This is a genomic window from Paenibacillus sp. FSL K6-0276 (assembly GCF_037977235.1).
In the GTDB taxonomy this organism is placed as follows: Bacteria; Bacillota; Bacilli; order Paenibacillales; family Paenibacillaceae; genus Paenibacillus_AQ.
Genome location: NZ_CP150276.1, coordinates 2,206,366 through 2,233,328, shown reverse-complemented (window position 1 = coordinate 2,233,328; position 26,963 = coordinate 2,206,366). Strand labels below are relative to the sequence as shown.

11 protein-coding genes and 2 pseudogenes are annotated in these 26,963 nt (G+C 50.6%); 3 read left to right on the top strand and 10 right to left on the bottom strand.

The annotated features are described in order from the left end of the window. Positions 1-119: 119 nt before the first annotated feature. From MHH52_RS10160 to MHH52_RS10120, 9 genes and pseudogenes are all read right to left on the bottom strand, one after another. Entirely contained in the window at positions 120-2,015 is a 1,896-nt protein-coding gene (locus tag MHH52_RS10160; protein ID WP_340008343.1) for an RICIN domain-containing protein, read from the bottom strand. Positions 2,016-2,096: 81 nt separating this feature from the next. Further along, the gene (locus MHH52_RS10155; RefSeq protein ID WP_340008341.1) at positions 2,097-3,494 is read right to left on the bottom strand and encodes a glycoside hydrolase family 30 beta sandwich domain-containing protein; all 1,398 of its coding nucleotides are present in this window, start codon (positions 3,492-3,494) and stop codon (positions 2,097-2,099) included. A gap of 83 nt (positions 3,495-3,577) precedes the next feature. Further along, positions 3,578-5,161, bottom strand: coding sequence for an extracellular solute-binding protein (locus MHH52_RS10150; RefSeq protein ID WP_340008339.1), 1,584 nt, complete (start codon positions 5,159-5,161; stop codon positions 3,578-3,580). 99 nt (positions 5,162-5,260) lie between these two features. Next, the gene (locus MHH52_RS10145) at positions 5,261-6,196 is read right to left on the bottom strand and encodes a carbohydrate ABC transporter permease (protein ID WP_340008337.1); all 936 of its coding nucleotides are present in this window, start codon (positions 6,194-6,196) and stop codon (positions 5,261-5,263) included. A gap of 15 nt (positions 6,197-6,211) precedes the next feature. Further along, positions 6,212-7,132: an ABC transporter permease subunit gene (locus MHH52_RS10140; RefSeq protein WP_313641573.1), complete on the bottom strand. Its 921-nt coding sequence runs from the start codon at positions 7,130-7,132 to the stop codon at positions 6,212-6,214. Positions 7,133-7,359: 227 nt separating this feature from the next. Then, the gene (locus MHH52_RS10135) at positions 7,360-9,660 is read right to left on the bottom strand and encodes an AraC family transcriptional regulator (RefSeq protein WP_340008335.1); all 2,301 of its coding nucleotides are present in this window, start codon (positions 9,658-9,660) and stop codon (positions 7,360-7,362) included. A gap of 52 nt (positions 9,661-9,712) precedes the next feature. Then, entirely contained in the window at positions 9,713-10,732 is a 1,020-nt protein-coding gene (locus tag MHH52_RS10130) for a LacI family DNA-binding transcriptional regulator (RefSeq protein ID WP_340008334.1), read from the bottom strand. A gap of 347 nt (positions 10,733-11,079) precedes the next feature. Then, a complete protein-coding gene (locus tag MHH52_RS10125) occupies positions 11,080-19,152 on the bottom strand; it encodes an S-layer homology domain-containing protein (protein WP_340008333.1) in 8,073 nt (2,690 codons plus the stop codon). A 767-nt stretch (positions 19,153-19,919) separates the two neighbouring features. Beyond that, positions 19,920-20,062, bottom strand: a pseudogene (locus MHH52_RS10120) (TetR/AcrR family transcriptional regulator); the annotation flags it as partial. Positions 20,063-20,314: 252 nt separating this feature from the next. Between MHH52_RS10120 and MHH52_RS10115 the strand changes: the two are divergent. Then, positions 20,315-20,581 (top strand): annotated as a pseudogene (locus MHH52_RS10115) (cupin domain-containing protein); the annotation flags it as partial. Positions 20,582-21,070: 489 nt separating this feature from the next. Here the strand turns inward: MHH52_RS10115 and MHH52_RS10110 are convergent. Beyond that, positions 21,071-23,743 carry an adenosylcobalamin-dependent ribonucleoside-diphosphate reductase gene (locus tag MHH52_RS10110; protein WP_340009584.1) on the bottom strand — a complete coding sequence of 891 codons (2,673 nt, stop codon included), beginning with the start codon at positions 23,741-23,743 and terminating at the stop codon, positions 21,071-21,073. Positions 23,744-24,139: 396 nt separating this feature from the next. Between MHH52_RS10110 and MHH52_RS10105 the strand changes: the two genes are divergently transcribed. Continuing rightward, positions 24,140-25,885 (top strand): SNF2-related protein, encoded by a 1,746-nt coding sequence (locus tag MHH52_RS10105; RefSeq protein WP_340008331.1) that lies wholly within the window; start codon positions 24,140-24,142, stop codon positions 25,883-25,885. Beyond that, positions 25,882-26,946, top strand: a complete 1,065-nt coding sequence (locus tag MHH52_RS10100) for a YqhG family protein (RefSeq protein WP_313640591.1) — start codon at positions 25,882-25,884, stop codon at positions 26,944-26,946. The genes MHH52_RS10105 and MHH52_RS10100 overlap by 4 nt, the downstream gene beginning before the upstream one ends. Positions 26,947-26,963: the final 17 nt, after the last annotated feature.

Sequence of the window (26,963 nt, the reverse complement as noted above, 5' to 3'; positions counted from 1 at the left end):
GCCGGAAATCCTGATGAGCTCAAGCCCTGGGGATGGCTGCCTTCAACTGATTATCCAGTCTTCATACACACACCGAAAAGCCCGCGCTTGTGCGGGCTTTTCGGCATACAAATCAAACCTTACGGTGCCACAAAGAAGAATAGCTGATTGTCCGCTCCGGTATAGGACCACTGCTGGATTTTGGTGCCGTTCGTGGTTGAAGTGCCTGGAATATCCAGCACTTTGCCGCTATTCTTATTTACAATCTTATAATAGCCCCCGCCTGCTGCTTCAAGCTTCCACTGCTGATTATTTCCTCCCGTACCGGTAAGCGCCCACTGCTGAACGCCCGCACCGTCCGTGATGGAGCCGTTTATCACATCCAGGGCTTTGCCGCTGGCTGCGTTAACGATGTTGACATACCCGCTTCCTGCATCGCGGATCGTCCACCGCTGGTTATTTCCGCCTGTATACTCCCATTGCTGGACAAGCGCTCCATCTGCCGTAGAAACGCCAGTCACATCCAGGGCCATTTCGCTTGCTTTGCTCAAGATCTTATAGGTGCCGCCGGTCACCGGTGCCGAGGTGGACGACCATTTGAACGTGATCGCGCCTTCGGCAGGAACCACGTACGTGAATGACTGCGAATTCCACTGAATCTTGACGGTCTTAGCGCTGGAGAGCCGGTTGGACAGCACAAGCGCAATGGTGCCGTCTGGATTTTTATAGGCTACGTCCTCCATGCTGTCCTGGAACGTGTTCGAATCGATGCGGGACGCATTCGGGTCAACAAATTTGCTGCTGTGCCCCAAACCGTAAAATTGCGGGTTGTAGGTCACTGAGTCCGTAGTGTCAGAGCGGATGGTCAGCAGGCCGCGGTTGGCGGCATCAATTCCGGCGAGCGCGGGGCCGCCACTCTGATCCAGCGCGACATTCCACATGATATAGGACTTTGCCCAGTTTCTGGGGAAGCGGATCATATGCATCATCAGATCCTGGAACATTCCCATGTTCGTGCCGCCGCCAATCCACGTTCCGCTGCCGCCTTCCGTGAACCAGATCCGTTTGGTCGGATACTGGTTATGCAGCGTGGTCAGGTTGGAATGGCTGAGGGCCGAATAATAATGAAAAGCACTGCCCTGCGTATAGGCAGATGCGCTTGATCCCAGCACCGACGAGGCATAGCTGATATCGTCATAGTTGTGGTCATAGGCCATAATTTGAGTGTTAAGTCCGTTCTGTGCCAGCTTCGGGCCCAGCACATTGATCAGATTGCTTTGTTCACTGGCAGACATTAGCAGTCCGGGATAGTGCGGGGCGAATTTCGGTTCATTCTGCAGGGAGAGGGCATAGACCGGCGTTCCAAGTGCGGCATACTGCTGCAGATATTTCACCAGATAATTGGCATAGGCATCATAGCTATCGGTACGTAGTGTGCCGCCCGTGTCGCCGTAGAGGCTTTTTTGCGTCTTCATCCAGGCCGGCGGACTCCACGGGGCGGCGAACAGCTTGATCCGGCCCGGATTAACGTTGTAGGCCTGATTAAGCATCGGGCGGATATAGGCATCCTCTCGCCAGAGCGAGAAAGCGCTCAGGTTCATATCATCACTGTTCCCGCTCGTATCATCATAGGTCCACATTTCCCAGTTGAAGTCGCTCGCGCCGATCGGCTGGCGGAGGGCGCTTATGTTGATGCCGCTGGCGCTGAACAGCTGATTCATGACCTCGGTTCTTTTGGCTGCAGACAGTTTGTTTTGCAGCAGCCAGCTGGATGAATCTGTAAGTGAAGCACCAAAACCGTCCATCGTCTGATAGGCGCTTCCTTCATTGACAGTAATCGTATAGTCGGCACCTGCGCTGGATGCAGAGAACTTGACATCCGATTGTCTTGCCAACCAAGTACTTGTGTTGGGGTTGGACAGCCATACCTGTACGGTTTCCCCTGCAGCCTGCGCCTGTTGCGGTGCGGACACCGACCCCATGGACACGGTAATGGCCAGAACAGCTGCCAGAGTCAGCATTTTTTTGATTGCCATAACATTTCACTCTCCCGGAATAATATGAACTTCTCAAAATGCCCTTATAGTGCTAACAGCAAACGTAACGACAACGTGGGATTAGTCCAGTACAGCCACCCAGCAATAGGTCCCGACTGTCCCCGCTGGTAGAGACGCTGTGAACTGCCGTCCTTCGCAGAGCAGTCGGAAGTCCTGATCACGGTCAGTACAGTTGACCACTAATGCTACGTACCCGCCATCCGGGTTGCGGAAGACGACAGGGTTCACGCTGTTCATACCTCCGCCGCTGGCGATTCTTACCGCTCCCCGCCGGATAAACCGTGAATATTGGCCGAGCAGATAATATTCCGGGGTCACCCAGTAACGGTCTGAGCCTGCTGCATCCCGGATGAACAGGGTTGGACCGGGAATGTCGGTCCATTGATGCGGTGCAATATCGCTGTCCAGCATCGTCACCCAGGCATTGTAGCTGCTGGCACCGAAGCGGAAATATTGCGCCATTCTGTCCGCGCCTCGTGTTCCCCACAGCGAGCGCTCGGTCAGATATAACGGCTTATCGGGATAAGCTGCGCGAAGGGCGCTCATAACCTCCGGCTCACCCTCGTAATCATGCAGCGCGATGCCTTCCGCCGAAGCGTATCCAGCCCCGTCATTAAGGATCGGAAGTGTATAATCCCAGGCGTCGCTGAAATTGTGGTCAAAGATCCAAATGCGCGTGTCGATCCCGTGTTCGTCCAGCTCCCGCCGAAGAGCGATGGCTAGCTCCTTTTGCCGCTCCGGTGTCATATGGCAGCTCGGGTAGCCGGTCTCCAGCAGCGGCTCATTCTGCAAGGTCATGGCGAAGATCGGGATGCCCGCTTCCCGGTAGGCTTGCAGAGCCAAACGGTAATAGCGGGCCAGTGCCGCAGTATACCGCTTGCCTTCCTTTAGGCTGCCGCGGATCAGACTACCGCTGGTCTTCATCCAGCCGGGCGGGCTCCACGGCGAAGCGAACAGCAGCGCTTCAGGGTTAATGGAGAGCAGCAGCTTAACCGTGTCGACGATAGAAAGGTCAATATCCTTCTGGATCGAAAAATGTTCAAATTCGAAATCCGTCCCGCCTTCCGGCATATCGTCATAGCTGTAAAAAGGCTCTGCCGTGAAATCCGCCGATCCCAGCGTAATGCGGAACAGATTTAACCCGATACCCTCGCTGGCATCAGCCAAGCGTGTGAGGATTTCACGCCGCCGCTCCGGGCTCAGCCGCGCCAGATTATGCACAGTCGTCTCCTCGAGTGAAGTCCCCAGCCCCAGAATGGTCTGGCCGGTATGTTCAGGAGTAATGGTGATTGTCGCCATCTCCCCGGACTTCGGCTCGGTCCAGAGCAGATCCCGTTGTCTGCTCAGCCTGTAGGCAATCTCCTGCGGCCCTCCGAACCAGGAGGTCTGACCGGGCTCCTCCTCCGAGCTGAGCCAGACGCTCACAGGACCCGCCGTGCTTACCGCCGCTGTGTTCATGATGACATTCCCCTTTCTTTTCTGAATAGGAACTGGAACAGCGGCGAAATTGCCTCCGCCGCTGTTCCTCATAATTTCAAGTTCTATTTAATTCCTTTTTCGTCAAAAAACTGATTCGATTGTTCCTGCACATAAGTCAGGAGTTTTTCGATACCGGCACTTTTCAGCTTGTCGCGGTAGGTCTTGAGTGCAGCGTCCACATCAGGCATCAGCCCGAGCATCAGCGGCTTGCCGTATTGCTCAAACACCTGGTTGACCGCTGCAAGCTCGGTTTTAACCGGATCATAATCCATATAAATCGGTCCGAAAATATCCGGTTTGCTGATCGGCTTGAATTCTTCCTTCAGCTTATCGAGGCCATCCCAGCCTCCTTCTTCTTTCAGCATGTTGGGCTCATAGCGCCAGCCCCAGCTTGCGATATCGAAACGCGGCGTCACATTGAGATCGACACCCGGTGCCGGAATGACAATCGTTTTGGCGTCCTTGCCCTTGGCCCAGTGCTTGCCTTCGATCCCGTAGGTCATCAGATCAAAGTAAACAGGGTCGTTGCGAAGCTTATCGAGCACCATCAGCGAGCGCTCCGGATTCTTCGAGCTCTTCGGAACAGCCATCGCGTTCGAGCTTGGCAGCGTCGGAAGTACATAATTGTGGAACCGGGTGAATGGGAAGTAGCTGATTTCCATATTCAGTTTTTTGGACTTCACCTCATTAATAAAGCCTCCGGCGCTGGACGGGTTGCGCCAGTAGATCGATCCTTGTCCGGTCTTGATGAAATCGCCGGCTTCCTGCTTCGAGGACAGCGAGTTTTTGTTCCAGTAGCCCTTGTCTGCCCACTCCTTCATCTTCTTGACCCAAGCTTCGTACTTGTCGGTAAACGGTACGATTTGAATGTCCCGCGGAGTATCGTAAGAAGTGGCCGCGATCACCTCACTTCCGCCAATCATCTGGAAATCATTCCAGTATTGGGATAGGAATTTCACGTTATCATAGACCAAGCCATTGATCGGGGTAACATGCTTCTTCGTCTTCACGGCATCCATGTAAGCCTCAATCGAATTCAGGTCGGTGAACTCCGGCAGGCCCAATTCCTTGCGCCAGTCCTCCCGGTAGACGTAGCCGGCTGGCGTGTATTCCGGAACCGTATTCGGCACCGCGTAAATACCGCCGCCGACCGTGACGGAGCCCCAGTCATCCTTCGGCACATTGCCCCAGGTTTCCGGTGTATATTCAGGGAGCAGATTCGTCAGATCCAGGAACGCCCCCTGCTTGGACAGCTTGTAGAAATCTGCCCAGCTCGATGCGAAGATCATGTCGATCTTCTCACCGGAGGTTAGCAGCAGATTATATTTAGTCTGCCAGTCGTTCCAGGTGGTAAACTTGAGATCGACCGTAGTGTTCAGGTCTTTTTCCAGCATTTTGTTCCATTCGGCCAACACCTTGTCCATATCCTTATGCGTATCGCCGACCAGATACCAGGTTAGCTTTACCTTTTTGAGCGGTTCCTTCGACGATGTGGCCTCACTTGCCGATGGACTGGCATTGCCTCCGGCCGTATCCGGATTGTTCTTTTCCGCCGCACCGTTATTCGATCCGCCGCAGCCTGCCAGCAACGATGCCAGCATGGAGAGCGAGACGAGCAGTGTCCATCTTTTTTTGATTTTTCCCAACTTGATTCCTCCTCAATTAATGTGCTAAATGCTTCGAGCCTGTCTGACCTTGCCCTTTATTACTTATAAAAAAACACTATGTTAGCCGGCAAGCCGGTTCTAACCTTTGACCGCTCCAACAGTAAGCCCTTTCACGAAGTAGCGTTGGACGAAAGGATACAGCAGGATAATTGGCCCTGTCGCCACCACAGCAACGGCCATTTTGAGTGTTTCCGTCGGCGGCACGACATTAGCGGCCAGATAGGCCCCGTTGTTCGTCTGCAGCACCGCTGCGCTGGACAGGATTTTATAGAGCAGGAATTGCAGCGGATATTTATCATCCGTAGTAATGAACATATTGGCATTGAACCAGTCGTTCCAGTAGCCGAGTGCGAGAAACAGCCCGATTGTGGCGAGTCCTGGCGTCGACAGCGGCAGAATCAGCCTCTGGTAGATCTTGAAATCACCTGCACCATCAATTTTGGCGGACTCTACAATGGATTCAGGGATCGACTTCATGAAGCTGCGCATCAGGATAATGTTCCAGGCACTCAGCAGCGGAGGCAGAATCAGCGCCCAATAGCTGTCTTTGAGCCCCAAATTTTTGGTCATGAGAATATACCAGGGAATGAGGCCGCCGCTGAACAGCGTCGTGAAGTAAATAAAGAACGAAATGCCGTTGCGCATCCCGAAATCCTTGCGGGAGAGGACATACCCGGCCATCGAGGTCAGGAAAATGCCCAGCAGCGAGCCGGCGATGGTCACACCGATCGTTACACCGTAAGCCCGGTAAATTTGCTCTGGCGTACTGAATACGGACTTATAAGCCTCGAACGAGACCGTGTTCGGGAACAATTGAAAGCCTTTTGAGATAATCTCCAGCTCATCGGTAAAAGAACCGACGACGATCAGCCAGAAGGGGATGAGACAGATCAGGGAAACGAATGTCAACAGCGTGTAGCCGATGATATTAAAAACGATGGTTTCCTTGTCCTGCTTGATCCGGCTGCCCTTGAAGGCATCCGCTTTGGCCAGTTGATTGACTTGGGTACTCATGCGTATACCTCCTTTCTAAAACAAGGAGTAGTCCTTGTTCGTCTTACGGATGATGAAATTGACGATCATGATCAAGGCGAAGCCGAAAAAGGATTGATACAGGCCGGCTGCCGTACCCATACCGATATCAAAATTGACCGTCAGGGAACGGAACACATACGTGTCGATAATGTCTGTGGCATCGTACAGCATACCGTTGCTGCCGATAATCTGATAGAACAGATCGAATTGCCCCTTCATAATGCCGCCTAGACTGAACAGAATCAGCAGGATGAAGGTAGGCTTCAGCAACGGCAGCGTGATATTGCGGATTTGCTGAAAAATAGTCGCCCCGTCGATTTTCGCCGCCTCGTAATATTCATCGCTGATCGCCATAATTGCCGCCAAATAAATAACGGTGCCGTAGCCGAGCCCTTTCCAGATATTAAAGAACACAATAATGAACTTCCACGGTGCCGTATGCAGGTAGAAATCATAGGGATGAAGTCCAATCTGCTTAAGTACGCTATTGACTACCCCGAGGTCTGAGAACAGATTGTAGACGAACGCGCCTACCAGCACCCAGGACAGAAAATAGGGAAGAAACATCAGCGACTGGGCCGTCTTCTTAAACAGCTTGCCGGACAGCTGAGCAAGGAATACGGCACAAATAATCTGCATGATATTGCCCAGTAAAATGAACGCCAGATTATACAGCACGGTATTCTTGGTCAGATTCCACAGCACTCCTGTCTTAAGCAGGAAATTGAAATTCTCCATCCCGACAAACTGGCTTCCGAACAGCCCCCCGTCAAAATCAAACTTCGTAAAGGCGTAATACACGCCAATCATCGGGATGTAACTAAAAACAATGAAAAACACAATTGTTGGTGCAATCATCAGCAGAAGCGTCTTGCTCTGACGCAGTTCCCGGATGATCCCGCCCTTTCCGGACATCGAATCAGCCTCCTTCTCCTTCTGTTTGGAATATTCCGCCGGTACTTCCAGCTTCAAGGTCCATACTAGGAGACAGCCTCTTTCCGGGCAACTTACCATATGCGATATGACTCACTTTTCGCTTTAAAAGCAGACTAATTTTTTCCGAACTGACTGCTTATTTGCTACCTCTGTACGTTAAAAAAGGCGATCCTGCGCGATTTTGCCGCCATGGATCGCCTTCTCTTCTAATCATCTGCAATGCCTGCCTGTACGCCGTCATCATCCGTTCGCCCCCGGCCCGTTCTGCGGTATTCCGCAGGCGTTACACCGTTGTACTTCTTGAACGCTTTGAAAAAGTACGGGCTGTTCGAGAAGCCGGCGCGTTCTGCGATTTCTCCGACGGGGGCATCCGTATGCAGCAGCAGCTCGCGCACTCTGCTCATCCGCACCTTCTGGATATAACCTAGTATCGTCTGCAGCATATGCTGTTTGAACACGCGCCCGATATAGGTGGCGGACATGCCGAGCTCCTCTGCCAGCATGTCCAGAGACAGATTCGGATCGGCATAACGTTCATCGAGAATTTTTTTGATACGGCCCGGCAATTCATCTTGCCGGCTCTTCTTCCGTTCATTCATCTGATTCTCCAACTGATCAAATAGGGACATACAACGTTCAATGAACTGCTCCATCGTCTCTGTCCGGGAGTGCGGCATATACAGCTGCAGATTAATGAACTCCCAGTCCTCGTTCGACGGTGAATGTGACCGGATAATCCTCAGCGCGTTCTGCAGTGCAAAGGTCAGATGTGAAACGGCAAACTGGTAGGAAATATAGGTATAAGCAGCCGTATCTATAATGATCTCGCGGAACAGCTGCCTTACATCAGCTATCCGCCCCAGCATCAGCTCATCAATCATCTGCTTCTCTTTATGCAGTGGATATTCATAACGTTTGGTCTTGTTCTGTTCCACTTCTTCGGCTTCGATATGGCTGCCGGCTCCGCTGAACACCCAGCTGTATGAGGCTTCCACCGCCTGCTGATACAAGGCGTGTACCGCTTCAATACCCGGGCCGCTCAGGCTCGAGGAAACAGTGACCGACAGCTTCAAATATTCGCTGACCGCCGCCTGAATCCAGGAAGCAGACTCCTGGCACCGCTCCCGGTCACCTTCGGCATCGCCGGACATCTGAAGCAGCACCGCCGCCTGTTCATCCCCGATATCCGCCGCGGTGGCGGGAATGCCAGCGGCAGCGAACAGCTCTTGGGCAATGTTGAGCACTCCGTAGATCAGCAGCTTGCGGTCCTCCGCTTTGTATCGGTTCACGAACAGCAGGTGATCGTCTACCATGATCAGCAGGACACGGACAGGCTGTAAAGGATCCAGCGGAATGCTGTAACGTTCAAATTGGTCGGCTGCATGCCGTGCGTTCATCTGTGTATATCCCTTCAACAGGCTGCGGAGATAATCCATGCGCATAGCCTGGACACTCTCCCGCTGCTCTGTCTCCAGCTTACCTAGCCGGGAGAGCTTGTGGTTCAACCCGCTGAAAATCCGACGGGACAGCAGAGAAGACAACGCAAGTCCGGCGAGCAGGATGCCTCCGGCAACGATCATTGTCTTGGTCCGCATACTGTCGATATTCTGGCTGATTACTGAATAAGGCACAATGCGTATATACCTCCAGCCTAGATAGTCAGACCTGCTGTAGGTGACCAGAGATTTGACATGATCGACCTCAGCGGCAAAATACCCGGAACCCTCCGGATCTCGCAATATCCGGTCTACATACGTCGTGCCCTTAAGGCTGCTCAGCATTGGCGTCTTCCAGCTGTTCGTGACAAGTGTGCCGTTTTCGTCGATCAGAAAGGTATTCGTCGGATCATTCGTCAGAGAACCGTCGATATGCTTATGCAGCTGCGTCTCCTTGATGTTGACGACGACCGCATTCTTCCGCGACTTCTTGCTGAGCGTGTCATATAGCAAAAAAGTATACGTATCGCGTTCCCGCTCAGCGATGTTTCCGACGAGCCCATCGATCCTCAACTTGCGAGGAATCGGCATTAGCGTGTTGTAATCGTTTACATGCTGGAGCATACTGCGCAGCTCCTGGTCGTAAAATTCCGGCTCGCTGAACACAGAAGGAACGTTCATATCAGAAGTGACATAAAAGGTGTGTGCCTCGGCATTGTAAACATAGATAGACTCGATAAATGGCGAGGTTTCACGGTAATTGGTCAGCTGCCGGATGGAATCGGCGATGTCCAGCGCACTGACGTCGGGAAAATTAAGCAGATTGGCGACATTCTGATCGCTGTAAATCTGCTTGGCGAACGTGGCGGCGGTCACAGCCATCACGGAGGCTTCCTGTGTCGTCTGCGCCAGACTACCCATCGTCTGATCATAGGATTGGCGGAGCGCAATTTTCTCAAAATTCATATACAGAATGATGGACAGGATGGAAATTGTCAGGAAAATCGTGACTACCATTACGGAAAAAAACTTCCCGAAGTAGCGTTCTACCTTTCTATGCGGCATTTTCATGCATGATTCCCCCACCAAAGGATAGTGTTATTCCAGCCCCATAGGTGGGCATTCATTTCGAATCAGCCCCTTTTTGCGAAGAACCTTTGACAACCAGCCTGGAATCGACCATAAAATTTCTTTGACCTTGCTGAAGATTGCCATTGATCTGATCGATAACCTTGTCCGCCAGCAGCGCCCCCAACTCGTACAGCGGCTGTTCAACTGAGCTAATCTTAGGCGATACATAATTGGTAATCCGGATATTGTCGACGCCCACCACCGCCATGCGGTCCGGAATCGCAATGCCATACTCAGAGCAAGCTTTGTACACACCTAATGCCATCTCGTCATTGGCGGCAAAAACCGCTGTAAAATCGCCGTTTTCTTCCCATAACCGACAGAAAGCTGCATATCCTCCATCTTCGGAGAATTCTCCTTTCTCAACCAGAGTTGACAGAAAAGGAAGTCCCGCCGCAGCCAGCCCCTCCTTGAACCCTTGCAGCCGCTCGATGCTGTCGAGCGCCTCCTCGTAGCCGTTCAAAAAAGCAATCCTCCGGTGCCCGTTCGCCGCCAGATGAGTGACAACATCACGGCCGATTTTCCAGTTATCCGTAGTGGAGCAGGGAATATTAGGATGTCCAAGCCGGCGTCCGATAACCCCAATCGTGTACCCTTCACCAGCGAAGGCCGCGATTTCTTCGTCGCTCAGCATCGGCGCCACCAGGATAATGCCGTCTACTGTCCGGTTCTGAAGCAGTGACAAATACTCCAGTTCCTTCTTCTTCTCATTTTGCGAGTTACAGATGAGGATTTTGTAATTCATTGCGTTCGCCCTTTGTTCAATTCCCTTGATAATCTCGGCATGATAGGATATCCCGATATCGAGTACGACGACGCCCAGCGTCATGGTCTTCCTGGATCGGAGTTGCTTGCCCATGGCGTTCGGTGTATAGTTCAATTCCTGAATGGCCTTCAATACCTTACTTTGCGTTTCCTTAGTTACCAGCGGACTGTCGTTCAATACGCGGGATACCGTCGCGGGCGAGACATTGGCAATCCGGGCAACATCGATAATTTTGCTATTCTTCATCAGTTCACATACTTTCGAGGGTTGATAAATCCATTATAACTATCAATGAAATCGATTTCAATATTTTTTCGTCCCCTGCCTCCGCTGGCACCGGAGGTTTAAAATCCAGGCTGCCTACAGGCGACGTGGGATAAGGAATGCCCTTGAAGACGCACAATCTGCCTTTCTGCAGCCCTTCTATCTTTCCACTTGTTATCTCAACAATCATTGCAAGCTCTCATTTCTTTACGGTTTCAGGCAAAAAAAAATCAGGCACCACACAAGCTATGCCTGATCTTTGTTCTTCCTTTCGAAGGATCGGGCCGTCTTCGGCAATAAACGTTCACCGAAACGACCCGCCAATTCAACTAGTACATTATTCCGTACAACCGGTAAAGCGTAACAGCAGCTTCCGCCCTGGTGATCGGCGAAACGGGCTGCAAGTAACCGTTATAGCCCTGGAACAAACCGGCCGAAACCGCACGGGCCACACTTTCCCTGGCATAAGCGGATACCTGCGAAGCATCCCTGAATTCCGGCAATGCCTCCCCGCTGCCCCCGGAGCGTTCCTTGCCTGCCGCAAGCATGGCGCTGTCCAGCATCATCATCATTTCCTGACGGGTTACCGGCTGCTCCGGCCGGAACTCACCACTGCCCGAACCGCGCACAATGCCCAGCGTCCGCGCAGCATTCACATCTTCATAGTAATAATCAGCCTGCGCTATATCCGTAAAGGAATGGGAGGCTTGCGCCCGCAGATCAAACAGCCGCATAATCATGACTACCGCATCCGCGCGGGTAATAGTTTGCGCAGGCGAATACGAATGCTGCGAGACTCCCCGGATGGCGCCCTTAGAGGCAAGAGCTTCCACCGCTGCCTGCGCCCAGCCGTAGCGGCCCAGATCGCCGAAACTCTTGGCTACAGAGACAACTGCATAACGGCTGAAGTGATGTGTGGTGAATAGCATCTCACCGCCTACGCTGTCATATCGTCCGCTGACTACCGGCTGTCCCTTTCCGTCTTTACCGATCTGCCAGAACGTCAGCTGAGACGGGTTGAGCGCTTCAGCGGAGGAAAGCTGGTAAGGCGTGCGGAACGTAACGGTCGCTAGATTGTTCTGCCAGCTGACAGGATTTCCGTCCACGGCAGCGCCCAGTTCGACAGCCGGACGGCTGCCCGCAGCCTGCTTGACGTCCTCATCCGCACCGGACAGATCCGCGAGCTTAACGGACACAGCAATCTGCTTTGCTTCTTTAGCCATGCCCGCAAACATATCGCCCGGAAGTAGCAGGCTACCTGCAGGGGTAATAAATTGGATCCGCACCTGCTTCATCGAAGCCAGATATGAGGCAGGCAGCTGCAATTCGAATATTGTCTTACCCGCAGCTGATCCGGCCTTAAACGTAAGCGTCCGCACTCCATTGATATCCGCCGGAGCGGCGGCGAGCGCCTTCGTAAGCTCCGCTGTGCCGGGAGCAAGAACAGACTTTGCACCGTCTGTTGCGCCTGCGGAGACGGAAGAGGCCGGTGTGCCGGTTCCGGTATCAGGGCTGGTAACAGAAGTTCCCTTCTTGCTGATAACCAGCATTTGCGTTCCAGGCAAGGCTTCGTAATAGACGAATGCACCTTCACCCTCACGGACCGGCTTCAGGTTATAAGAAGTGGCTCCCCGTGTGAGAGTAACCTCACTCCATTCTGCCGGAACCTTCGTTCTCAAGGTCAGCGGCTCATTGTAAACTGCCGGGTCCAGTGTGCCCTCCAGTTTAACCTCAATTGTACCGGAAGCTGCTTTAGTAGCCTTAACCGTGGCGTTCTGTCTTTCACGCAAATATTTGCCCACCTCGGCAAAGGTACCGTTCCAAAGAGCATCTATCCGCTGGGATACATATCCATAATGATTGTCGTACAGGCTGAGCGGAGGTGAAGACCAGCCTTCACCATCATTGCCATGGCCGGTCAGAATCAGCCAGTTGCCCTTGGCGATGCCAAAGTCGGTCCACTCATCCAGTTGGACGGCCGTTGTCGTGCTTTCAACCATTGTGCTGCTCAGATTGTAATACTGCTCTGTACTGCTGGCGTTGCCGGCATTGTTGCCTCCCTGGCGCGCGGCAACGAAATACTTGGCTGCTTCTGCCGCAACCGCCGCATTGCCCGTATTGTACGGGAGCGCCAGCGATTCCGGCTTAAAACCGGTCTTCTCCTTGATCCGGGCGACAGAATCCTTGAACTCGGAGGACACATTTGACGCGCTGAGCGTGGTCAGATTCCGGTGAGTAACCGTATGGCTCGCTACATCGAAAATCCCTTTATCCAGCAGTGCTTTCCACTGATCCCACGTGCCCGTGGAAGCGCCAGTGTCATTATAACCATCGTCAATCCAGCCGCTGATGAGCGCCAGCGTTCCCTTCAGACTGTATTTTTCATGCAATCCGGCAAACCGTAAAACGGATTTGTAGATACCATCATCGTACATAATCGAATACGCGCCGGCCTTACCGTCTTTCCAAGTGGTGACCTCCGTATCCCCGATGTTGTAAAGTGTGCCACGGATGGCTTTGGCCACTGTATCGGCTAAAGTCCAGGCTCCCTTCGGATTCGGATGAATCTTATCCGGGAAGTCGCTGCGGCTTCCGGCTGTGGTCGCGTTCACGTCGATCAGGGTTGCGCCTGTCGCTTCAGCCGCCTGCCGGATCAGAGGAATGACCCCGTTTTGCAGAACGGAGTTGACAATACCATAAGCCTGGTTCGGATCATCGTTGAACACTGCCGGTGGCAGATTGACAAAGACCTTCGGCTGACTTGGCAGTGCCTGATACAATTGAATCAGCTCTTTATAATTGCTCAGAAACTGGTTCTGCCCCTCCTTCCAGTTCCAGGATTTCGTGTCATTGGTACCAAGCTGGATAACCACGACGTCTGGAGCATAAGTCTGGCTGGCCGCAAATGCTGCTTCGTTCCAGTATGGATCGTCGCCGTCCTTTAGCAGCGTACGGCCGCTGACACCGAAGTTCTTGACGGCAAAGTTGCTCCCGAGCAGCGACTGGAGCTGTGCCGGATAACTCGTTACCCCGGCATATTTCAGCCCGGCTCCTGCTGTGATGCTATCGCCGACCGCTGCCACCTTGATTTGGCCTTCCGGATGGTTCTTCTCCGGAATCTTTTCCGTATACGTGGCGGGAATTTCATCCGACGGATATTCGGCGAAGTACAGATCGTCAAAATAATAGGTGCCTGGATTCCACTCCGCCAACCGGATTTCCTTCAGATGGCTGATATCCGCAGAGGTCTTCATCAGCGGAAGATACACCTTCGTCCACTGCCCCTTGACTGAACCGACATCGGTCCAGTTGTTCACGGAGACCGTGCCGTCCGTATCCTCAAAGGTAACGTGGACGGTGTTCGATCCCTGCATATCCTTAACATAGAAGGCCAGATAATTGAAGCCGGAAGCATCTATGGAAGCTGCGCCGCCCTGGGGCCTAATGATGACAGATTGCTTATCCGCTCCCGGTGAGCCGCCGTCTCCAGTGACTTCCAGCTTCACACTTCCCGTTCCCCCAGGATTGACCCCAAATGTCCGGTCCACCGCTGCGGCGGCATTCACACCCTGGCCGACCTGCACGTCTGTCTCCTCAAAAGACTGGAACCAGCCGCTGGAACCTACAGGATACGAAGCGGGCTCCGCTCCGGTCTTGTAGGTTGCCGCGAAGAAGTTGTCGACCCATAGCTGCTCAGAAGCGTTCACGCCGATCCTGATCTGGGTAATCGCCAGCGTATTCAGCTGCCGGCTGGACAGCGGAACGCCCTGCGCCTTCAGAAGCGGAACACTCAGCCGCGTCCATGCGTCTTTCACCGTCTTCCCTTCCGTCTCCGTTGTCCAGGAACGCCCCTCGGCATCCACGAGCGTAACGGAAAGAGGTCTGTCCCCCACGCTGTCCTTGGCGTAGAAGTTCAGGTAATTGTAGCCTGTCAAATCACTGTTGATCGCGCCGCCCTGCGGAACAAATGCGGCATAAGTTCCGTCCGCACCGGAGCCCGCTGTGATCTTGAGACTCTTCGTGCCGTTGCCGGCCACACTGTCCGCTGCTGATTCCAGCTGCAGCTGAGCGGATGAAGATAAATAGCCCCGGCCCGACTCAAAGCTCTGGAACCAAGCCGAAATACCGGCCGGCTTCGGCTGCGTTCCGGCCGAAATCCGGTTATACCGGTTATACCGCTCCGCCAGAATATCCTTCACCTGCTTCGGCGTTGTCCGGTCCATATGATACAGGCCCATCGTCTGCAGGCCCGTAATATTGGTATACCAGTTATATGCAGTCCACCAGGCCGCGCCGCTCAGCAGTCCGTCCGGGTTCGGCGTTCCGTCCTCCGCCCGGGTAGCTGTGCGGGCAAAGGCATTGAAGGTGCCGGTGAACAGCGTCGTCTGCCTTGTGTCCGAGGCGGTTTCGTCACCCGACCAGTAGCCGTACTCTGTGGCGATGATCGGCTTGCCCGGATGCAGCGCATGTATGGCCTCGATTTCCTCCTGTGTCTCCAAGTCTGTATTCGCACCGTAGAAGGCGCCGAAATACATGGTCATTCCGATGATATCCGCCGGGGAATGCGAATGGTCGCTCACGCCTTTGTACGGATTCGCCACGGCGGACTGGCCAACCAGTCTTGTTCCGTCGATGGCATGTGCAGCGTCGCGCAGCTCTTGGATAAAGTTGACACGCTCCAGCTGCCCGCCTGACTCATTGCTGACTCCGTCAAACCAGACGGAAGGCCGGTTGTAATTACTGAAGATCATTTCCTCCATCATTTGCTTGGCCTGGCCCCGCTGACGCTGCAGGTCGAAGGCTTCTCCGCTGAACCAATAGGCCGGAATTTCCTGCCAGATGGCCAGGCCGATCCGGTCGGCATACTGATAGGTCGGCAGGCTGTGCGGGAAATGCCCGGTCCGGACGAAATTGGCCTTCAGCTCCTCCTTGATCTTCAGCAGGTCGCTGTACCGGGTAGCATCATCCAGCGAAGGTCCTTTGTCGCTGCTGTCCTCCGTATAACCGACCCCGGTGAGGAACGGGGCCAACTCTCCGTTCAGCTTAAGCTGTACACCCTCCGCTTCCAGTGTACGGATACCGAACTGGGTATAGAAGGTGTCCGTTACTGCTCCGCCGGTCTTCTGCTCTACCTTTAAAATATACAGATTCGGTTCAGACGGACTCCACAGCTTCGGCTCAGGTACTTTCACCTCGACCGTTTGTACAGCCTGCCCGCTGGCCGGAACCGTAAATGCGTTTCCTTGCGCCGCGGCTGCTTCCGTACCCGTCAGGTCCTGCGCATATTCGCTGAGCCGGTTACCCTCTCCGATCTCCGCTTCGTAGACTGTATAGGATAGCTGAACCTGCTTCGCCGTTTTGCCCGTATGATTCAGAAAGGTGCGGACCGACAGATGTCCATCCGTATCCAGCGTACGCACATCACTGCGCACCACATAGGTGTCCGGCATAAATTCAACGTAGGCGTCCCGCAGGATTCCTGTGTAGTTGAACCAGTCGGACGTCGCGTACGGCAGTATTTCCCCGTTATTGAACGTGTCCCATTTCGGATTGTCGACCCGCACCGCGATCACATTGTCGCCGCCATAGTTCAATAGACCGGAAGCGTCCAGTGCGAACGGCGTGTAGCCGCCCTGATGCCCGCCCGCATATTGTCCATTGATCCATACATCCGCGAAATAGTTGACGCCGAGGAAAGTAAGCTGTGCAGGCTGCCCCTCAAGAGAACTATTCACCTCAAAATGCTTGCGGTACCATACCCCGCCCTGATAACCCGACTTGTCACTCTTGTTCTCCGGTCCGCTCAGAGATTCGTAAACCGCGCTCTCATCCTCCGGGAGAGGCAGCGTCTTGCCGGCCCAGCCGGAGTCGTTGTAACCCGTCTGCTGTCTGCCGCCCGCCTCTTCCTCAAGGCCGGCAGTTCTGGCGCTGTCCCGGGGTGCTGCTGACAGCTGGGAATCCAGGGTGGTTCTTTCTTTTTTCCAGTCTCCGTTTAAAGAGAGGTACGTTCTGTCCTGCTGCTTCTCGAAAGAACCTAGCGGCAGACTGCCCGAATAGGGCATCGCTTCGCCGTCCACATCCTTCAGCACCAATTGCGTATAGCCAGCATTCGGGAAGCCTGCGCTTTCTTTTTTACCGAAATAAAACTCATCCAGATAATAGGTCCCCGCTTTCCCCGGCGTCACCGTCACTGCACTAAGGCGTGTAAATTGGAAATCCACGCTCTTGTCCAAAGGCATGACGATCCGATTCCAGCCGTCTGCTGTCGTCTCTCCGGTCTGCCAGTCTACCGTTTTGCCGCCAGCATCCTTCAACTGTACGGACAGCGTCTGGCCGCCCCGCTCATCCCACACATAAAAGATCAGATGGCTAAAATTTGTGGCGTCGAACTCCGGCTGATAGTCATATGGCAGGTTCTTGTCCGGAGACTCTTCGAGCGCCTGCGGACTGACGGCTATCCCATTCATGGCAGGGTTGGACGAATCCTGGGACAGCACAGCCCGAATGCTCGCAGAGTTGTATGCACTCGCCGATTTCTCCATGCTGAGTGCGGTACTCACCCCGGTACCGGCCGTAATCCCGTATCGTCCGTCCTGCCCTCTCGTCTCGAAATTCTGATACCAGACCGCTCCGATATTCTGGGTTCCGCTGATGAAGCCGGCCAGCACATCGTCTTCGGCCATGGCAAAATACATATCATCGAGATAATACACTCCGGCATTGTAAAAGCCGACGTCGACCGATACGATTTTTGTCAGGTCAATCTTTGAGGCACCTTTAAGCGGAAGCTGCATTTTGACCCATTTATTCTTGGTCGATTTGGAGGTTCCCCACGTGTCCCAGACGCCCCCGTTGGCGTCCTTGATGCGGAATTCCACTCCATTGCTGCCCTGGGTGTCCTTCAGATAGAAAGCAAGATATGAATAAGCCGACGCATCGAACGTACCGCCTTTTTTGGGCTGTACGCTCAAATAACTCCCGGCCGTATAAGGCCAGTCATTTTTGCCCGTCGTGACCATGACACCGGCCATGCCCGCTGCGTTGGCTATATCACCTGAGGATACGGCGGTGGCAGCGCTGCCTGCGGAGTAGCCGGTTCCGCTCTCGAAATCATTGAACAAGGCCGTGCGCTCTGGCTCAAAGGCAGGCGAAGCAACCGTTTCGTTCTGGGCCAGATAAAGATCATCGTAGTAGTACACATTACCGTAACCCCAGTACGTTCCGAGCTCAATCTGCTGCAGTCTGGACAAATCAATTTTCGATTTGTCCAACTTTACGGTCATTTTCACCCATTGCTTCGACTCCGTCTTGACCGCTGCGTTTGTTTCCGTATCCCAGACCCCGCCTTCGGCATCCTTGAATACAACATGAATACTGGATCCGGCTGCCGCTGTCGTATCCTTGACGTAGAACAACAGATAACTGAAGGGGGAAGCATCCATATACGTCGCACCGGATACGGTCAAGCCGCCCTCAGGTTTAATTCCGGCTCCATAAACACCGGTGTTCCAGGCTTCGTTCCGTTCCTTCCCTTCCCCGTCCGTATAGGTATTCTGCACCATTTTAAGACTGCCGGAGTTTGAGGAATAAGCAGCAGCCGCAGTGACACGCTGGGCGACCGTCGCGGTTCCCTGACCTGCCAAGCCATAGCTGCCATCACTGCCGGGTTGTTCGAAGCTCTGGTACATGACAGGCGCCGACGGCTCTAAGCCATCATCCGGATAAGCAGGCGGCAGAGAGTCAGCAGATTTGGCAAAGTACAGCTCGTCAAAATAATAGATGTTGCCCCAGCCCCAATACTCGCCCAGCGAAATGGAGACAATCCGCGAAAAATCGAGTTTTGTCTTATCGAGCGGAATCGAAAGCCTCGTCCACTCATCCTTCACGGACAGCGCCTGGTCCGTATTGGCATTCCATACTTTCCCGTCTGCATCCCGGATGACAACATTCGGGTTATGAACATCGGCGTCCAGAATGTAAAAAATTAAATAGTTATAGGCAGAAGCATCATAATAGGTCGCTTCTGTAACTGTATCCTTCTGCGGCGATACCGTGAATCCGTAAACATCGGTGTTCCAGGCTCCGCCGCCGGGATTATTGTCGTTCGTCTGAATCAGGCGCACACTTCCCCGACTTCTGCCTCCCGGTGTCCGGTCTGTAACCGACGCTGTTGATGAGGTGCCGACGGCAGAAATTCCATAGGTTCTATCCGCCCCGGCCTGCTCAAAGTTCTGATACCACTTGCTGTCTGTCTGCGTCTGCGGTGGCGTCTCCTGCGCGTAAGCGATATCTCGTGCCATTCCCCCGAACACGCCCGGGAACAGTAAAACCAGTGCCATGACCGCCGCGAAATATTTGTTATGCCCCCGCTTGCGCTTTACCGATGTGCTTATGGACTGCATACATGACTCCTTTCAACGCTCTTTATTTGAAATCGATTTCATTTTCGAGATAAAAAAGAAAACAGAATTATTTTTTCATACCTCCCTCTTTCAAAACCGTATAAACACAGTTTGAGCGCCTAAGTCATCAAATGTAATATGACTCCCTTGGACTCTCATTTTCTTGAAATCGATTTCATTATCAAGATAAAAAAGAAGAAGATTGCTCTTTCCATTTCTCCCACTCTCAAAACCGTATAAAACAGTTGAAGCGAATTAGGCATCAATTGTAATCGATTTCAAATCTATTATAAGAATACTCCAATAAAAATGTCAACGCTTTCTTTGATGTTTTTATACTTACACTTTCCGAGTCAAATGTACCCACTTTGATAGGGTTCTCCCTTCACTCATTGGTAAACTATTATGTGTGTGTTCTATCGTCTTCTGTAAACCAGAAGACGATGTTTTTTATGCTCTTACGATCAGCTTCCATATGGATTTCCTTAATTAACGCCCGGAGTATATCCATTCTTCTTCTATTCGTTGCACCTTTGGATAAGCTATCAAAGCTTCTAAAATGATTTCCTTATTAATGGTTACAGCCGATTGTAGCTTTTCAATTCCCGTTCGAGATGGGCTATAATTCGCTTGCACACTTCTATTTCTAAATGCAAAGCTTCAATTAGCGTCTCTTTCTCATATATAACCGTAAAATAACGTACATATTATCTTAAACTGTATAGAAGTTTTATTGTCCTTTCATGTAACCCGGTATAAATATCTGCTTCTTTAAAACTAATCATAATCATTTTCCGGTTACGCTTCATAATTTCATGATAAGTTCGGCTGATTAATAACAAGTCCGTTTGTAAATCCCATATCAGCTTTTCGTTAAAAACTTTATTATTTCTTCGCTATAATGAAATCGTCGATGGCGAAAAATAAGTTGTGTACCAAGATTTGGAGCCTAGTCAGGTAACAAAAACCTAAATGAAAAACCACAAAATCTATGATGGATCACCACAGCTGCAAAAAAGAAGACTAAAAAGCCTTATTTCATTAGAATAGTGTCTCACTAAAGATGAAATAGAAGTTCAGATTTGTTCAACCGCACCTATACAGACTCATGAAAACCGATAAATCCTCCAACAAGAAAAATAGCTATTATACTCATTATTCAAACGTAAATTTTGCCCCCAATGCCCGCAATAACTGGCATTCACATAAAGTTGGGCAAGTTTTATTAGTCACAGGTGGTGAAAGTTGGTATCAGGAAGAAGGAAAACCCGCTCAACTGCTTAAAACAGGTGACGTAGTGAAAATTGCACCAAATGTAAAGCATTGGCATGGCGCGACTAAAGACAGTTGGTTTGTACACCTTGCTATTACGCCAGGCGAAACAGAGTGGTTAGAGCCTGTTGAAGATGTTTGGTATGGTAGCTTATAAAGACTTATCAGTGTTAGATATTTTAATATATATAGAAAGAAGCAAATCTATATATCCATCGTTTTTATACTTATAGTGCCCATGACGCATGGGACGGCGAGTTATTCCTAATGATCCTTGGTTACGAAATTAGGGACTGTTCAGATCAGTAAACAAATAACATTATTTATCACATCAAAAAGTCCCGATATAGGAAATTCCTAATCGGGACTTTTATAGTGTTCATTTAAAACTCAATCCTAAGCATAACTCTTCTTAATTATTGAATTCCAGTAAAGATAAAACTTTTATCTACTCAACCCAAATGAAAAACCCACTGATTTTCATGCGTAAAAACACATAAATATACTTCCTTGAATATTTATTCAAAATAATGAATAGTAAATTAAATTTTCATCTTTCATGATCCACTATTGTCATCATATATGGTCATTTTTGCAGCTTTCATGATCCATCACAATTGACCTGAAAATCTACCAACCCATTCATTTACCCGCAGCGACTATACCCACAGTTCCCGCAAGTCTTACAACCCTCAATATTTATCAGCGAAGCGCCGCCGCAAGATGGGCAAAGATCACGTGAAGCGCTAGTGTGGTTATGCGCACCATGTCCACCATGACTATCATCGGTAGACGTTGCCGCAGGAACACTCGCCTTCAACTCCGCATTTAAAGCTTCGTTGAAATCCTCCAGCTCCAATGTTGCTGCAATTGGTGCTGGCAGATGATCATCATGAGCGTTATTCAGTACATGAGTCTCCAATGCCTTAGCTACAGCATCTGCAATGGATTCTACCCGATTCGCACCGAAGCCGATTGCGCCTGATCCGCCGATACCTTTCAAATGTTTGATCAACAATTCCACCTTCTCACCATGATCTCCATAACGGAGGAACAAGGAGCAGACACGACCGAGTGCTTCTGCCATCGCAAAGACGTCAGAGCCTGCTTTACCAACATTCAGGAAGATTTCTGCCGGTGTGCCATCAAGATCATTGATCGTAATATATGCCATGCCGAAAGGTGTGTTGATCTTGTAAGTTGCGCCGCGCAGAACCTGCGGACGTTTCTTGTATTGTTTATCCAGCTCTTTTGTAGTGACTTGTGGCGCTGGACTTGCTGCTACAACACTTGCACTTACTTCAGGAGTCGTTACAGCTTCAACTGCTGGTGCTACCTCTTCTGCTGAAGTAAGTTTCTCATCTTCCTTCTTCGAGGTTTGCAGAACTTGCACGTCACGGCTACCATCACGGTAGATCGTAACGCCTTTACAACCTAGATCGAAGGCCATTTCATATAGCTCAGCCGTCTCTTCTACCGTGAAGTCAGACGGACAGTTTGCTGTCTTGGAAATTGAGCTATCCACCCAGCGTTGAATCGCTGCTTGCGCACGGATATGATCCTTAGCCGACAAATCCATCGAGGTCACAAAGTATTCTGGAAGCTCTTCACCTGGATGAGCTTCAAGCCATTCTTGAGCGATTGGAACGAACTGCTCATCGTAGCCAAGACGACTTTGACGGTAATATTTGAAGGCAAAATAAGGTTCAATACCTGTCGAAGTGCCTACCATTGTACCTGTGCTGCCCGTTGGTGCTTGAGTAATAACTGTAACGTTACGCATGCCATGTTTGCGAATCGCTTCGTCAACCTCTGGATACGCTTCGACCATATTTTCCATAAAGCCGCTCATTAAGTATTTCTCAGTATCAAAAGCTAGGAAGGATCCCTTCTCACCAGCAATCTCTGCCGATGCAAGGTACGCTTCACGAGCCATAAAGCCGTACAGCTTGTCCAGAAACTCCAAAGATTCCGGACTACCGTAACGGATGTTCAATTTGATCATAAGCTCCGCTAGTCCCATCGTTCCTAGACCCACACGGCGTTCATTTTTCTGATTCGCTTCATTTTCCGGGAAATGATAAGGTGTCTTATCAATGACATTGTCCAAGAAACGAACGGAATAACGCGTCGTAGTCGCGAGATCTTCCCAGTCTACATCATGATTCTTCTCATCGTAAAACTTGGACAGGTTCACAGCGGACAAATTGCAGACTCCCCAGCCTGGCAGCCCTTGCTCCCCACATGGGTTCGTACAAATGATCGGATTGAAATACCAGCTGTTGGACATCTGATTGTAGTATTCCATGAACACTACGCCCGGCTCCGCAGATTTCCAAGCCGACTCGATAATGGTGCGCCACACATCACGCGCTTTAACGGTGCGATAATGAATAACGTTTTTGCCCGCAGCCTTCCACTTGTCGAGATCGCCATCCCACATATCGTTATAGTCAGGATCTGTCGTATCCGGGAATACGAGATCCCAATCCAGATTTTCTTTTACAGCCTTCATAAAGCTATTGCTCACACATACCGAAAGGTTAGCATTAGTGACTTGACCCATCGTTTGCTTCACGGTAATGAAGTCCTCAACATCCGGATGCCAGTCATTAATCATGAGCATAAGCGCACCACGGCGGCTACCGCCTTGTTCAATTAATCCAGTGGTATAGCTAAACAGACCGCCCCAAGATACAGAACCACTGGATGAACCATTCACACCTCTCACAATCGCACGGCGTGGACGTAGTGATGATAGGTTAATCCCTACACCGCCACCACGAGCCATAATTTCTGTCATTTCAGCCAATGTCTGCATAATACCGCCACGGCTATCTTTTGGAGAAGGAATTACATAACAGTTGAATAGTGTTAGTTCTTCACTAGCGCCTGCACCAGCCGCAATACGTCCACCCGGCACGAGCTTCCAATCATCCAGAATCGAACGGAATTTACCTGCCCATTCTTCTTGAAGTTCAGGTGTCTTCTCAACAGAAGCCATAGCTGTAGACAGACGATCCCACATTTCCTCTGGTGTTTTTTCTATATTAAGCGTCAGCTTTTCAACATCTGATTTCACAAGTTCGCCGCTGCGCGTCTTAACGGTTACGATTCGGCCGCTACGTTCTACGATCTCTCCGACTTCCTTCGTTGGAAACTTCGGATCATCCTTTGTTAGAACGAGTACAACATCGCCCACTTTAGCATTGTTGCTGTCGGCATCCTTCCAAGCATAACGATCCAAAAATATTTTTTCACTTAGCCCTTCAAGGCGTTGCTTACGTTCCACATTACTCAATAAAAAAACCTCCCGCATTGTAGTAAATATCAGTTCCATTCCAAGGTGTGGGCTTACGTTTTGTGACCCACAACAAAAACTTCCTTACACTTATCTTCCGCCTTACGGTGTATGTAGGAAGTTCATCTTGTCAATAACAAATACCAGCTGAGCGCCCTATAAACCCACAAATTCAAGCTTTTGTCACAATATATTGTGTGCGTCAACTTTTAAACTATACCACATATTGTATCGAAGGTCTTTTTCGAAAATAGAGTCAAGCAGCCGAAATATCGCAAACCTTGCCGCGTTTTCTCGCTTTTACTCTCTTTTTTAAAGGCTATCGAGAAAAATAGAAGGTTATGAATTCTCTTGTTTAAGAGCATACTACTTCTACGAATGATGATATGAATTAGCGCCTGAGGAGGCTGTACCATGACGCAATTATTCCGTAATTCACTACCCCACAAAGGTGGGAAGCCCGCGCCTATACTGCCTGTTCCTCTTTCTTTTGACCGGAATTGGCTGCAGGATCTAGAACTCAAACTGGAAAAAGGCGGTCCGTGGGGAGATTTCCGTCTGTCCAGGCTTGCCGTGCAAGGAGAACAAACGGGTCTAGTAACAAGCTTCGATGAGCTGCAATGCATGAAGCATTTATCCGGATTATCCCCACTTCCTCATCAGCTCGATACCGCGCATAAGGTTCTGTTTGAGATGTCAGGCCGCGCGATTCTTGCAGACGAAGTTGGACTAGGAAAGACGATTGAAGCTGGACTTGTACTCAAGGAATATCTTGTTCGCGGTCTCGTCTCTAAAGTTCTTATTCTGGTACCCGCTTCCCTCGTATTGCAGTGGGTCCGCGAGCTGAATGCCAAGTTTGGCATATCAGCTATTGCACAGAAAAAAGCATACTCCTGGGGAAATGCGATTGTCGTCGCATCTATGGACACCGCGAAACGTGATCCACATAAAGAAATGCTGCTGGAAAATGAATATGACATGTTGATTATTGATGAAGCCCACAAGTTGAAGAATAAGAAATCGACTAATTATCTATTTGTACAGCAATTACGCAAGAAATATTGCCTGCTCCTAACCGCTACTCCCGTTCAGAATGATCTGGGCGAGCTATTTAATTTGATCACTTTACTGAAGCCGGGGCAATTAGGAAATCAGGGCGATTTTGCTTCAAATTTCGTCGTTGATAAACGGCAACCCAAGAATGAAGGTCAGCTAAGGGACGAGCTTTCGAAGGTGATGATCCGCAATCGGCGTGGTGAAGGACCTGTTAACTTTACGAAACGAAAAGTCCGTAATATTCCGCTAGTTCTTTCACAGGAAGAGAGAGTATTATATGACGCTGTCACTTCTTTTGTCAAAGACCAGTATCAAGAATCGGGCGGCAATCTCAGTAGTATGCTTTCCTTGGTAACGCTTCAGCGCGAGGTGTGCAGCAGCCGGGATGCCGTCTTCATCACTTTAGTTAATCTGATCAAGAAGCTACCCGCTGATTCTCCGAAACGCGATCGGATGATGGAGCTATTGCAGACACTTCGTACGGTTAAAACCAACACCAAAGCCGAAACAACGCTATCCCTCATTCAAGAAATGAATGAAAAAGTCATCGTCTTCACGGAGTACCGCGCGACTCAAGAATATTTGCTTCAGTATTTCCGCGAACATGGGCTAATGTGTGTTTCTTATTCCGGCGGAATGAACCGTGGTAAAAAAGACTGGATGATGGATCTCTTCCGCGGCCGTGCTCAAGTCATGATCGCAACCGAGGCGGGTGGTGAGGGCATTAACCTGCAGTTCTGTCACCATATGATCAACTTCGATCTACCTTGGAATCCTATGAGAGTAGAACAGCGGATTGGGCGGGTGCACCGGTTAGGTCAGGAAAATGACGTGGTTATCTATAATTTGTCCACACAGGGCACCATTGAAGAACATATTCTGCATCTGCTACACGAGAAGATCAATATGTTCGAAATGGTCATTGGAGGGCTGGATGTGATTCTGGAGCGTTTTGAGAAGAAAGAATCTCTGGAGAAAAGTTTATACAAAATCATGCTCGAATCCCGCTCCGATGAAGAGCTGCGAAATGAGCTAGATCATATTGGTGAATCCCTAAGTGAGTTGACTCAGGGTATTAAAAAGGAAAGTGAGACTGCGACATGACCCTCACCTCACAGGAAGTACGTAAACATGTAATGGACTATCTGGAGGCGACAGAATGCTCCATTATTGAAGTATCGCCCATTCACGTAACTGTAAAGCTATCGCCAAGAGCTGACAGAATGCTTACAGATCGTCCTTATTATTGGGGATTTGTAGAGCGTACTGGTGTTGATCCGGAGACGCTCTCTTTCACCTTTGTTTTTGATCCGGAAAAATACGACAGCCAGGCAGCTATAGAAGTTCCGCCTACGATAAATCGCAGCATCGGAGCAATGAACCCACCAATTACAGGAAACCCAGCGATGGACTCGACTGCCGATGTTGAGGTGAGCTCGGATCTATTGAATTCAGCATCACCTGAATCTAATGTGGTTCATGTCCCCTCTTCAAATCCAGAAGACAGCATCCTTGCCCGCTACTTTGGTATTGTTCCAGCTCTGCCACGAATTGGGCCCGGCATGATAAGACGTGAAGATATCATCTATGGAAGCAAGCGCCTGCAGCAAATTTGGAGTGCAGCCCAAGATGAAGGAAAATGCCTTTACTTATTTGAAGATCCCGGTAGCAGGCAACGGAATACACTCTTCTCTGCAGCCTATGAACCTTGGCTCGGTGTCTGCTATAAAGTGGAGATGAGCTGCGATTTGAAACGGGAAGAACTGCATTATCTTGGAATATCTCTGACAAAAGGGAACATCATTGATGATTTTAACGCTAAGATATCCTCGCGGGAGATGATCCCCCGTTTACCAGAAAACGTGCATATCCAACCTTATGAACTGACAGTGACAGCCGCTACAGATTTATTGGAAGCACATCTTACCTCTCAGCTAGCCGAACTTGATTACACTTGGGCAGAACAGGCACGCGAGCGTCTTAGAATCGAGCTGGCTATCATTGATATTTATTACGGAGAATTGCTGAAAGAGCCTGATGAAGAAAAACGTCTAGGCACTCAGGAGCAGTACAACCGTCGTCGACAGGAGACCATTTGGCAATATGAGCCGCAAATTGCAGTTTCTGCGATAACCTATGGACTGTTTCATCTGCGGAGCCTATAGAATGCGACCCTACTCGC

Excerpts from the sequence above, each read along its gene's own strand:
- MHH52_RS10125 (WP_340008333.1), bottom strand. The coding sequence starts at position 19,152 with ATGCAGTCCATAAGCACATCGGTAAAGCGCAAGCGGGGGCATAACAAA.
- MHH52_RS10155 (WP_340008341.1), bottom strand. The coding sequence starts at position 3,494 with ATGAACACAGCGGCGGTAAGCACGGCGGGTCCTGTGAGCGTCTGGCTC.
- MHH52_RS10140 (WP_313641573.1), bottom strand. The coding sequence starts at position 7,132 with ATGTCCGGAAAGGGCGGGATCATCCGGGAACTGCGTCAGAGCAAGACG.
- MHH52_RS10130 (WP_340008334.1), bottom strand. The coding sequence starts at position 10,732 with ATGAAGAATAGCAAAATTATCGATGTTGCCCGGATTGCCAATGTCTCG.
- MHH52_RS10160 (WP_340008343.1), bottom strand. The coding sequence starts at position 2,015 with ATGGCAATCAAAAAAATGCTGACTCTGGCAGCTGTTCTGGCCATTACC.
- MHH52_RS10135 (WP_340008335.1), bottom strand. The coding sequence starts at position 9,660 with ATGAAAATGCCGCATAGAAAGGTAGAACGCTACTTCGGGAAGTTTTTT.
- MHH52_RS10110 (WP_340009584.1), bottom strand. The coding sequence starts at position 23,743 with ATGCGGGAGGTTTTTTTATTGAGTAATGTGGAACGTAAGCAACGCCTT.
- MHH52_RS10100 (WP_313640591.1), top strand. The coding sequence starts at position 25,882 with ATGACCCTCACCTCACAGGAAGTACGTAAACATGTAATGGACTATCTG.
- MHH52_RS10105 (WP_340008331.1), top strand. The coding sequence starts at position 24,140 with ATGACGCAATTATTCCGTAATTCACTACCCCACAAAGGTGGGAAGCCC.
- MHH52_RS10145 (WP_340008337.1), bottom strand. The coding sequence starts at position 6,196 with ATGAGTACCCAAGTCAATCAACTGGCCAAAGCGGATGCCTTCAAGGGC.